Source organism: Aminobacter sp. BE322 (assembly GCF_050433525.1).
GTDB lineage: Bacteria > Pseudomonadota > Alphaproteobacteria > Rhizobiales > Rhizobiaceae > Aminobacter.
On the sequence record NZ_JBNPXB010000025.1, the window covers coordinates 41,269 to 52,714 of the forward strand.

Annotated in this window: 10 protein-coding genes; 8 read left to right on the forward strand and 2 right to left on the reverse strand. The window is 64.3% G+C overall.

Features of this window, described 5'->3' with window-relative positions; genetic code table 11:
- Positions 1 to 77: 77 nt before the first annotated feature.
- Complete coding sequence (locus J2X50_RS23060) at positions 78 to 1,013, reverse strand: choline ABC transporter substrate-binding protein (RefSeq protein WP_429098349.1); 936 nt, start codon at positions 1,011 to 1,013, stop codon at positions 78 to 80.
- Positions 1,014 to 1,224: 211 nt separating this feature from the next.
- Here J2X50_RS23060 and J2X50_RS23065 point away from each other — a divergent pair, with 211 nt between their 5' ends.
- The gene (locus J2X50_RS23065) at positions 1,225 to 1,836 is read left to right on the forward strand and encodes a thymidine kinase (protein ID WP_429098350.1); all 612 of its coding nucleotides are present in this window, start codon (positions 1,225 to 1,227) and stop codon (positions 1,834 to 1,836) included.
- Here the strand turns inward: J2X50_RS23065 and J2X50_RS23070 are convergent.
- Complete coding sequence (locus J2X50_RS23070; RefSeq protein ID WP_429098352.1) at positions 1,823 to 3,052, reverse strand: GGDEF domain-containing protein; 1,230 nt, start codon at positions 3,050 to 3,052, stop codon at positions 1,823 to 1,825. The genes J2X50_RS23065 and J2X50_RS23070 overlap by 14 nt on opposite strands.
- Positions 3,053 to 3,254: 202 nt before the next feature.
- Here J2X50_RS23070 and J2X50_RS23075 point away from each other — a divergent pair, with 202 nt between their 5' ends.
- From J2X50_RS23075 to J2X50_RS23105, 7 genes are all read left to right on the forward strand, one after another.
- Positions 3,255 to 4,343 carry a hypothetical protein gene (locus J2X50_RS23075; protein WP_340038363.1) on the forward strand — a complete coding sequence of 363 codons (1,089 nt, stop codon included), beginning with the start codon at positions 3,255 to 3,257 and terminating at the stop codon, positions 4,341 to 4,343.
- Positions 4,344 to 4,565: 222 nt separating this feature from the next.
- Positions 4,566 to 5,711, forward strand: coding sequence for a hypothetical protein (locus J2X50_RS23080; protein WP_429098353.1), 1,146 nt, complete (start codon positions 4,566 to 4,568; stop codon positions 5,709 to 5,711).
- 174 nt (positions 5,712 to 5,885) lie between these two features.
- Positions 5,886 to 7,796, forward strand: a complete 1,911-nt coding sequence (locus tag J2X50_RS23085) for an AAA family ATPase (protein WP_429098355.1) — start codon at positions 5,886 to 5,888, stop codon at positions 7,794 to 7,796.
- A gap of 58 nt (positions 7,797 to 7,854) precedes the next feature.
- Complete coding sequence (locus tag J2X50_RS23090) at positions 7,855 to 8,277, forward strand: endonuclease domain-containing protein (RefSeq protein WP_429098367.1); 423 nt, start codon at positions 7,855 to 7,857, stop codon at positions 8,275 to 8,277.
- A gap of 64 nt (positions 8,278 to 8,341) precedes the next feature.
- Positions 8,342 to 9,628 carry a DUF6638 family protein gene (locus J2X50_RS23095; protein WP_429098357.1) on the forward strand — a complete coding sequence of 429 codons (1,287 nt, stop codon included), beginning with the start codon at positions 8,342 to 8,344 and terminating at the stop codon, positions 9,626 to 9,628.
- Positions 9,629 to 9,641: 13 nt separating this feature from the next.
- Positions 9,642 to 10,832 (forward strand): DUF2333 family protein, encoded by a 1,191-nt coding sequence (locus J2X50_RS23100; protein WP_429098359.1) that lies wholly within the window; start codon positions 9,642 to 9,644, stop codon positions 10,830 to 10,832.
- Positions 10,833 to 11,042: 210 nt separating this feature from the next.
- A partial coding sequence (locus tag J2X50_RS23105) for a formate--tetrahydrofolate ligase (protein ID WP_429098360.1) occupies positions 11,043 to 11,446 on the forward strand: 404 nt, incomplete at its 3' end.

Consider the following 11,446-nt stretch of genomic DNA (forward strand, 5'->3'; position numbering starts at 1 on the left):
TCAAAAGATACGAAAAAGGGCAGCCATTCCTCGCATTGCTGCCCTCAATCGCTTCACTTGGTCGGCAAGATGCCGGTTCAGCTTCCCAGAGCCGTCTTCACCGCGGCCGCGGCGTCGCCGCCGTCGAAGGTGGTGACGCCGTCCAGCCATTTGGCCGCTGCGTCCGGATTGGCCTTCAGCCAGTCCTTGGCGACGTCGTTGGCATTCCCGCCCTTGAGGATCGCATCCATCATGGTGTTTTCCATGGACAGGTCGAACTTCAGGTTGGAGATGAACTTGCCGACGTTCGGGCACTCCTGCAGATAGCCCTTGCGCACGTTGGTGTGCACGGTGGCCGCGCCGAAGCCGCTGTCGCCCATGCCGTCGAGATAGCTGATCTTCATCTCGCCCATGACGGGATGCGGCGTCCAGCCGAGGAAGACGATCCACTGGTTGTCCTTCATCGCCTGTTCGGCCTGGGTGAGCATGCCGGCCTCGGAGGATTCGACCAGTTCGAAGCCGGCGAGGTTGTTCTCGGGCTTCGAGATCATGTCGAGGATGATGCGGTTGCCGTCGTTGCCGGCCTCGATGCCGTAGATCTTGCCGTCGAACTTGTCCTTGAACTTGCCGAGGTCGGTGAGCGTCTTGACGCCGCCTTCGGCGACGTAGGTCGGCACGACCAGGCCGTAGCCGGCGCCTTCGAGGTTCTGGCTGATGGTCTCGACCGAGCCTTCGGCGGTGTAGTCCTTGATGTCGTTGGTCATCGACGGCATCCAGTTGCCGAGGAAGACGTCGAGATCGTTATTCTTGAGCGAGGCGTAGGTGACGGGCACGGACAGCTGGATCACCTGCGGCTCGTAGCCGAGCGCGGTGAGCAGCACCGAGGCGACGCCCGTCGTGGCCTGGATGTCGGTCCAGCCGACGTCCGACAGACGCACGACCTTGCAGCTTTCCGCATCGCCGGCGAAGGCGACACCCGAAACAAGAACCGCCGACACGCCAATGGCGGCGGCGAGTGATTTGATGCGCAACATGTAGAATCTCCCAATCGGTATTATAGTTGGCGACGCGTATGGTTGTTGGTCTTGGTCGCGAGCCAAACACCATTTTTCTTTGGATTCAAGTGACATGACCCAACGACAGACGCCGCCGGCTGTGCCATCCGCGACATGAATCCGGTTTTTTGCGGTGGACGGAGAAAGTCTTCCCTCCCCGCGTCGGGAAGGTTCGGCATAGAAGGACGTCATGGCCAAGCTCTACTTCCACTACGCGACCATGAACGCCGGCAAGACGACCATGCTCCTGCAGGCGTCCTACAATTACCGCGAGCGCGGCATGAACACGATGCTGTTCGTGGCCGGCCACTACCGCAAGGGCGACACGGGCTACATTTCGTCGCGCATCGGGCTCGAGGCGGGCGCCGGGATGTTCCGCGACGGCGACGACCTCTATGCCCGAATCGCCGAACACCACGACCATGCGACGGTGCACTGCGTCTTCGTCGACGAGGCGCAGTTCCTGGAGGAAGAGCAGGTGTGGCAGCTGGCGCGGGTTGCCGACAGGCTCGGCATACCGGTGATGTGCTACGGCCTGCGCACCGACTTCCAGGGCAATCTGTTTTCCGGCTCGCGGGCGTTGCTCGCCATCGCCGACGACCTGCGCGAAGTGCGCACCATCTGCCGCTGCGGCCGCAAGGCCACCATGGTCGTGCGGCTCGGCCCCGACGGCAAGGTGGCCAAGCAGGGCGAACAGGTGGCGATCGGCAAGGACGTCTACGTGTCGCTGTGCCGGCGGCACTGGGAAGAGGAAATGGGCAGGGTCCAGCCGGACGACCTCGTCGGCTTCATTGGCAGATGAGGCGCTGCGCGGCGTCCCCCGGCCCGGCCTGGCCGGCCGCCTGGTTGCTGTTGGACGCCACCTTGGCCCCCGAACGGAAGACGGCGTGCCCGTTGCGGCCACGCTTCTTGGCCTCGTAAAGCGCGGCATCGGCGGCCTCGATGACGGTCGCGAGATCGGTGCCATTGGCCGGAAGCCACTCGGCGACCCCGATGCTGACCGTCAGCGGAACCGCCTCCCCCTTCCAGTCGAAAGCCGCCGCGCGGAAGCGCTGCACCAGCGCACCCGCGACTGCCTCCGCCTCCCCGGCCGACGTCTCGGGCAGGAGCGCGCAGAATTCGTCGCCTCCGAGGCGAGCCAGCATTGCCTGCGGCGGCATCAGGGCGGCTGCGGTTCCGGCGAAATGTTCGAGCGCCGCATCGCCGGCGGCATGGCCGCGCCGGTCGTTGATCGACTTGAAGTCGTCGAGGTCGAGCATCAGGAGCGAGAACGGCCGGCCGGTGCGGTCGGCCCGCAGCGCCTCCGCCGCGGCGGCTTCCATGAAGCGGCGGCGGTTGGGGAGGCCGGTCAGCTCGTCGGCGACGGCAAGGGCGGCAAGTTCGCTGCGCAGCCGATCGATCGCCAGGAGCACGAAGCCGAAATTCCACACCACCGCGCCGAAGATGATGGTCAGCAGGCAGAGGGCGGCGAAATCGTAGTAGGAAGCGTCCGAGAGCACGCCTGCGATGCGCATCAGGTTCATGACCGCCTCGGCGCCCTGCCCGAGCATGCCGACGATCATGGCGAGCGCCGCCACCCAGGCGCCGAGGCTGCGTTCTTCGCGAAACAGCAGATGCACCGCAGCCAATGACACGAGCACGATCTGCCCGGTGGCATAGACGACGTTGCGCGCCTCGGAACTGTCGCGGACGGCGGCCAGGACCAATACCGCGACCAGCGTGACCAGCGCGCTCGTCCACCAGCCGCCGGGCCTGCCATGGAAGCTCCTGATGCCGATCCAGACCAGGCCGAAACCGAAGATGACCAGCGCATTGCCGGCAACGGCCAGTGCCAGATTGAAGCCGTCGCCCTGCATGGCGAGCAGCCCGCCGCCGATGGTGGTCAGGATGCATGCGCCCAGCCAGTGCCTGGCGGCGAAGATATTGGCATGGACATATGCGATCGCCCCCCAGATGACGGTGAGCGTCAGCGAGTTCAGCAGGATGACGAGGTAGAGGGTTGGGAAGTCGAGCTTCATGACGCGCCTGAATTGGACCTGCCGCGGGGCGCACCTCCCAGAAGCGCCTCGGCAACCGGGCAATAGCGGAAATCAAGGTGCAGTTGGTTAAGATTGCGGCGCGCCGTCAATGAAAACTGAATTCTGCGTGTCGTCTTTCAATCGATAGATACGCCACATATATTCCCCGCCAGTGCCCTGTATTCGAGACCGGAGGAACTCAATGGCAACGCTGCAGAACTTCGATGCCGAGATCGCCAAGACCAAGCAGGTCGTGGAGGAGATGCGCAGCAAGATCGAGCAGTCCGGCACGGTGCTGGACAAGATCGCCAAGACCGACGAGAAGATCGGCGCCTCCGATTTCGACATCGAGAACGCCCGCATCCAGGACGTGATGAAGCAGCAGAAGGTGATGGAATCGAACATCGCCGACCTGATCATCGGCCTCGAGGACGCCACCAACGTGTTCGGCGCCGAGTTCGAGAACATGAAGAGCTTCACCGGCTGGGAGAGCTTCGTCGGCATCTTCTCCGACGAGAGCAAGCAGCGCATGCGCACCGAGCGCGTCCGCAACATGTCGCTGGCCGGCAATCTGCAGGAGCTGCTCACCAAGTCGGACACCATCGTCGGCATCCTCAAGGCGCAGAAGGCGGTGCTCGACCAGCGCTACAAGACCTCGGAGACCAGCCTTTCGCAAGTGATCGAACGCCGCAAGACGACGATGGCCAACCTCGAGGCAACCCAGAAGCGGATCGAGGAGTTGAACCCTCTGCTGCTCGACATCGAGAACAAGATTGCCGCCTCGACCAGCCAGAAGGAGCGCACCGACCTCGAATCCGAGCGCTCGAAGCTCGCCACCGAATACAACGAGAAGCAGGCCAAGGAGCAGGAACTGCTGGCCGAGAGCCAGACGCTCGAACGCTACACCTCGATGTTCCAGACCTTCGTCGATTCGCTCAACAACCAGATCGCTGCCCAGAACACGCTGATCAACAAGCTGACCATCGATACCGAGCAGCGCATCGTGCTCTACAAGGCGCTGGAGGATTCGCTGAAGACGGCGGCCCAGCAGGACGTGGCCCACAAGATCAACACGCTGGGCTCGAAGGTCGACAACACGGCCGAGGAGACGATGGCCGGCATCGGTGCCGCCGCCCAGAAGCACATCGGCGACCTGCTCGAACTGCACGAGAAGAACATGGTGGCGACCGCCGACATCCAGCGCCGCAAGAAGCTGGCCGACGACGCCTTCGCCCGCCGCTTCGAGGAAGTGCTGAAGAAGCACAACGCGTCGGACTACGTGCAGTCGTAACCGACCGGAATCCGCAATGTTGCGCCCTGTCGCGCCCCCCTCTGGCCTGCCGGCCATCTCCCCCACTAGGGGGGAGATCGGCTGTGACATGCATTGCCGTCCAACCTTCGTCGTTCGCAATTGGCGACGAACTCGCCGCCGCTTAATCTCCCCCCTTGTGGGGGAGATGGCCGGCAGGCCAGAGGGGGGCAACGTCGAGCGCATGCGTCGGAGACTTCATTCATGACCCCCACCGACGACCCGGCGGTCCGCTATTTCGACGCCATCAAGGCGGCGCTGAGCGGCCTCGAGATCTTCATGCGCGACGACCGTTCGCCGCTCTACCGGCACGGCATCGTCGCCAAGGTCGCCGCCGAATACATCTCCCGGCTGGAGAAATCCTTCGCCTGCTGGCGCAACCGGCTGGGCTTCATGGAGACCTTCAAGATCAGCCGGGCCGAGAGCGGCTTCCCGGTGTTCCAGAACGTGCTCGAACTCGAGAACGACCGCAGGTCCGCGGCGCAGCGCCTCGCCAGCATCCCGCCGCCCGGCGAGTTGCGCGAGGAGATGGCCGACTTCATCCTGCGCCACAAGGAGTTCCCCGAGGCGCTGCAGCGCTCGATGGCCGAGCGGCTCTATCTCGAGGACGTCAAGGACGGCGTGACCTTCTCGCCCTTCATCCTGGCGCAGACGGCCAAGGTCTCGGTCAACCCCAACACCGGGCGTCCCTACTACCTGGTGCACTGGGGCAGCTTCGACGGCACCGCCAACCTGCCGCTGATCTACATGGCGACCGTCGAGGATTCGTCCGAGGCGATGATCGACCAGCTGGTCGATCGCAACGGCAAGTTCAACGACAAGGTCGATATCCCCCTGCCCGTCGACGGCCTGCTCAACCCCGACCTTGCGCACCGCTTCGACGACTTCACCGAGAAGAACTCGGCCTACACGCTGTCGCCGCTGACGGTGGCGACCAATCTCGACAAGGATTTCGAGGAGCTGCATCCCAAGCAGCTCCGGCGCCTGGTGCTCGGGCCGTTCTATTCGGCCGGCATCACCGAGCACAACTCGACGGTTGCCGAGGTGCTGTCCAAGGTGCGCAAGGCCGAGAATGCCTGGCTGCTGACCTGGACCATCCAGGAGGTCTATTCAAAGGCCGAGAAACCCGGCCGCAGGGGCCTGTTCTCCAGCGAGAAGGCGACGCAGGAGTTCTATATCAACACCGACGACCTCGAGGCGACGCGCCAGGGCGTGTCGAGCTACGAGAAGCACGCGCTGATCCCGCACGAGGCCTACCAGGCGCTCTATGCCGCCGGCGAGGCGCAGAAGATATTCGAGGGCTACAAGGTGCACATCCTGTCGAAGGGACAGGTGATCTCGGATGTGTAGCGCACCGTTGTCTGGCGTTGGATCAGCCCCTCACCCTTACCCTCTCCCCGTAAACAACGGGGAGAGGGAGGCGTCGACGTCGCAGCCAGCCTTCTTCTCCCCGTCCTTACGGGGAGAAGGTCCGGCAGGGGATGAGGGGCAGCGCCGACGCTCCCCTGAACGAGCGAGGGTTCAATGGACACCGGCCTGACCACGATTTCCGAAGCCGACATCGACAAGCACCGCGCCACCGCGCAGAGCTTCATCACCCGCATCGTCGTGCTGGAGGATTCCTCCGGCCAGTCGGGCACCGCACTTGCCGGCACCAACAGGCGCTTCGTCTCGACGGTCTCGACCGGCTCGATCCGCAAGACGCGCGAGGTCGAGCTGCAGAAGACCGTCGCGGCCATCCGCCCCGACGACCAGCTGATGTCGATCTTGCAGCATACGCTGCTCTACCGCGCCCGCCGCGGCATCGCGGTGGCGCTTGCCATCTCGGACGTGTTCGCGCGCTCGACCGACCTCGAGGCGCTGCAGGCCAAGAACGCGCGCAGCCCGCTCGAGGGCGACGAGGCCGGCCACTTCAAGAAGCTTCTGTCGGCCTCGGCCTATGTCGCGGCGTTTTCGCTCGCCTCCTATCTCGCCCAGCTGATCGACAGCGACGGCGAGGCGCCCAACGACGTCAGCGAGCCTGACTTCCTGTTCGACACGCCGCAGGACGCGGTGAAGTCGCTCATCGCCGGGCTCGACCGGGCGCTGTCGGGCACCAAGGACGACACCGACCTGATGACCCGCGCCCGCGCCTTCGCCCGCACGGCGATCGAGGGCCTGCTGCAGCGCAAGGGCCGCTTCGACGGCCTCGGCGCCTTCGAGAACGCCCATATCCGCATCGACGCCGACGACTTCACCCTCGACGGCTTCGACGTGGCGCCCGGCAGGAAGTCGAAGCCGCTGGTGATGACCTTCAAGAAGCCCGAGGAGGTCGTCGGCAACCACATCGCCAAGTTCCAGTCGGTCAGGCTCGCCAAGATGCTGATGGCCTACGACTTCGACCGCGAGCTGAACCCGTTCGTCGAGCTCGGCGGTTTCTTGTTCACTTTCATCGGGGATGGCGCCCCCGGCACCGGCAAGACGACGCTGATCCAGATGATCGCGGGCCTAGTCAACGGCTATTGCCAGGTCGCCGGCTACCCCTTCGCCTACGAGAATTTCGGCGTCGACCAGATCTCGTCCTACCAGGGCAAGTCGGGCCAGAACTGCCGCCAGTTCATCAACAACGTGCTGAACCCGCGCGCCATCGGCTTCGGCACCATCGACGACATCGACCAGGTGGCGGCGAAGCGCTCCGACGACCGCGCCTCGGCTGGCCAGCAGGAGATCACCGGCGTGCTGATGGACGCCTTTGCGGGTGCCGGCACCGTGGTGCGCGGCAACTGCTCGTTCGGCATGTTCTCCAACTATCCCGAAAACGTCGACGACGCGCTGCGCCAGCGCGCCGGCGCCCGCTGGCTGGTCGACGGGCCGCAGACCCGCGACGACTACATCGACATCTTCGTGCTGCTCGCCGGCAAGAACCACAAGATCCCGCTGGGCGAACACGAACTCTATGCCGCCCAGGAAATCCAGCGCGCCGTGGCCGAGGCCTACGAGGAGCATGGCAAGCCGCAGGAAGACGGGCTGATGAAGGTCTACGACCGCTTCATGAAGGACAATGGCGCGCCGAAGACCCTGGCCGACGTCGGCACCTACCTGCACATGATCAAGGAGGCCGAGCCGCGCTTCACCGGCCGCGCCATCAAGAACGTCACCGACGCCATCAAGATGCGCGCCATGGACATCGAGCTGCCCGACGACTGGTTCGAGAAGCCCGAAGCCTTCATGCACAAGGGCTACGACGAGAAGAAGGCGATGATCGAGGAACTGCGCGGGCCGTTCTCGATGGAGATGGTGATGCAGGAGATCAATCGCTACGCCGACAGCGAGTTCCGCTACTCCGACAAGTCCGACGATGCGGCGGTGGCCAAGCTTCTGCGGGACGCAAGGCTGCGGGAGCGCGCGGCGAAGGAGATGGAGGAACTGAAGGCGAAGGGGCTGTGGAATGCGTAGCTTCCTTCTCCCCGTTCACGGGGAGAAGGTGCCCGAAGGGCGGATGAGGGGCAGCGCGATGCGTGGCGGGAATGGATTCAGGACCTCAAGAGCTAGGCAGCTTCGGCAATCAGATAATGAAGCCGAGGAGAGACTCTGGTCCGAACTTAGGTCGCGACGCTTGAACGGCCACAAATTTGTTCGCCAATTGCGGATCGGGCCCTATTTCGCTGACTTTGCCTGTCGCGAGGCCAATCTGGTGGTGGAGGTGGATGGCAGCCAACATGCGCAAGACACCCGCGACGCATATCGCGACGAGACGATGAATCGGAATGGATGGTCAGTTGTGAGATTTTGGCACATCGATGTGCTCCAACAACGCAAGCAGGTGTTGGACACGATTGCAGCTGCACTCGACGGTCGGCTCGTCAGCAAGACGATCGCTCCGGATCTGAAATTTCTTCCTGCGCATTCGAAGCATTCGAACGAGGATCACTTGTGAAGCTTGGTGCCGCCCCTCATCCGCCCTTCGGGCACCTTCTCCCCGTGAACGGGGAGAAGGAATAATGGACCTCCTGCGCGACAACGAATTGATCTGGGGCCGGCTGCTCACCGTCGACGAGCCGCATCTGATCGAGCGCTACAACAAGGCGCTGACGGCGTTTGGGCTCAAGCCGACGAAGCTCGAGAGCTTCGACATCGACCGCACCGGCTTTTCGCCGCAGGTGGCCGAGGAGCTCGGCGACTACCAGTATCTCGACCCCAACGAGGTCAACCGCCGCTTCATCATCCTGACCCCGTCGCAGATCGACCTGCCGGTGGTGCACACCGCCTTTTCCAACACCTCGCAGCTCGTCTACGAGTTCATGTCGAAGAACCAGCGCGCCATCGACGCCCTGACGATCAAGGACGTGATCTACGGCGAGATCGAGGATTCGGTGTCCAAGGTCGAGGACATCGAGGACCTTTTGTCGATCAACCAGGTCGAGTTCCGCGTGCTGTCGGCCGAGGACGTGCTCGGCAAGGCCGCCGAATTGGGCAAGCTGGTCGATCGTCTCAAGCAGGAGCCGGATGCCTGGCGCGACGACGAAATGCTCCAGCGCATGGTCGAGCTCGCCAAGGTCTGCGGCGACATCCGCGAGAACGCGCTCGTTCCCGACCAGGTGATCTTCCGCCACAACGCCTTCTGGACCAGCCATTTCGGCGGGCTCTACGTGTTCGTCGACCGCGACGTCACGACCGTCATTTCCGATCCGTCCGCACCCGGCTTCCGCCGCTCGCGCCCCTGGCAGGTGAGCTACCTGTCCATCAAGGATGCCGACAAGGTGTTCAAGTTCCTGGCCTCCACCGGACGGCTCGACCTGCCGCGCGCCTCCTGGATCGAAAGCTCCGGCTATCTAGAGCACCGCGCCGAGATGGCGGTGCGCGCGCTGATCCGGGCGGCCGAGCCCAAGCGCGACCTGGGCAAGGTCGACAAGGTGTGGCTGCAGACCTGGATCCACAGCCATGCCGATGCCATCACCAGCGACGGCACCTTCCCCTTCCTCAACGGCGCCAAGCGCGAGGTCGCGCAGTTCGGGCAGCTGAGGCTGGAAGAGGTGTTTCCGCTGCACCGCTTCCTGGTGGTGCGGGCAAAGCCCGACCATCCGGACGCGTGGCTGACCAACCGGCTGATCTCGGAATTCGTGCCCGCGGACTTCGTGTCGCGTTACGTCTTCAACAAGCAAGGCTTCTACAAGGACTATGAAAGTCTCAACGAGGTCTGGCGCGCCAACGTTGTCGACACGCTGAAAAACTCATATCTCAAGGACAAGGCGGCATTCCGCGCACAGCTCTACGGCCTGACCGACTGAGGGGACTTTGACAATGCTCGATCCGATCGTGAATTTCTTCACCCGGATATTCCAGCTGATCGGACGCGGCATCGGCCTCGTCATCGGCATCCTGCTGTGGCCCTTCATGTGGGTCGGCCGCTGGTACGGCAACCGCAACCTGACGCTGCGGGCGGTGCTCGGCCTGATCGTCGTCGGCATCGTCGGCCTCTATGCCTATTTCTTCTACGTGACGCAGTTCTGGAAGAGCTTCGATCCGGACTATCCGACCCGCGTCGCGGCGGATTCGGCCTCCGCCCAGGCCACCAACGCGGTTGCAGGGGACCCGATCGCCGGCACGACCGGGACGGCCGAGGGCAGCGGTCAGCCGGCCGCCGCGGCAGCCGGGACGACCGCGCAGACGGCGCCCGCGCCGCAGAGCTGCAAGCGCTCCGAAATCGCCGCCGTGGCCGCCGATCTGATCGACTTCAACGTCAACCAGAATGCCTGGATCTCCTCCATGCTGGCCTCGAAGCTCGGCTTCTTCGGCGTCTCCTGGCGCAACACGCCCTTCTTCGACAACAAGGCCGCCTTCCAGCTCGGCATCAACCAGGTGCTGCGCCGCACGACGACGGAGCTGGTGGACACGCTCGGCCGCGCCCGCGGCACCTCGCGCATCGACCAGAACCTGCAGGACGCGCGCACCGCGCTCGCCTGGGACGAGGACGCCTGGTACATCGGCATGCGCGGCCCGACGCGCCCGACGCCGAGCGTCTACCGCGAGGCGATCGGCAAGCTGCGCGGCTTCAACACCAGCCTGGAGCAGTGCCAGGCGACCTTCGATGCCCGCGCCGACAACCTGCTGCAGTTCCTCGACCGCATCGCCGGCGACATGGGTTCCACCTCGGACATCCTGCGCAGCCAGATCGAGGCCTCGGACGCCGGCTGGCTCGACCCGCGCGCCGACGACCGCTTCTGGTTCGCCTACGGCCAGCTCTACGCCTATTACGGCATCCTGAGCGCGACACACACGGACTTCTCGGCGGTGATCCGCGAGCGCAACCTCGCGACGCTGTGGGACACCATGCAGACGCAGATGCGCGACGCGCTCAACATGCAGCCCTGGATCATCTCCAACGGCAACGAATCGAGCTTCCTGTTCCCGTCGCACCTGGCGACGATGGGCTTCAACCTGTTGCGCGCCCGCTCGCAGATCGTCGAGATCCGCAGCGTGCTCGACCGCTGACGGCGCTCAGCCGTCTCCCGACCAGCTACGTGTGCGGCGCCTTGACGGCGCCGCAATCGCAAGGGCCTGCTCCGACCGCACGACCCTGTCGCAATCCGTGCATTGGGCGGCTGTTTTGAGACGGCGGCAGAAACCGGTGTCGGGCTTCTATGGGGTCATAGGACGGGCACAGCCCCGCTTGTTTGCGACATGATTTTCGGAGGAGCCGCGATGGCCGAGTACAAGACCGACATCCAGATTGCCCGCGAGGCCAAGAAGAAGCCGATCCAGGAGATCGGGGCGAAGATCGGCATCCCGAGCGAGCACCTCCTGCCCTACGGCCACGACAAGGCGAAAATCTCGGCCGAGTTCATCGCCAATGCGCGCAAGAACAAGGACGGCAAGCTGGTCCTGGTCACCGCCATCAACCCGACACCGGCCGGCGAAGGCAAGACCACGACCACCGTCGGCCTCGGCGACGGCTTGAACCGCATCGGCAAGAAGGCGGTGGTCTGCATCCGCGAGGCCTCGCTCGGGCCCAACTTCGGCGTCAAGGGCGGTGCCGCCGGCGGCGGCTATGCCCAGGTCGTGCCGATGGAGGACATGAACCTCCACTTCACCGGCGACTTCCACGC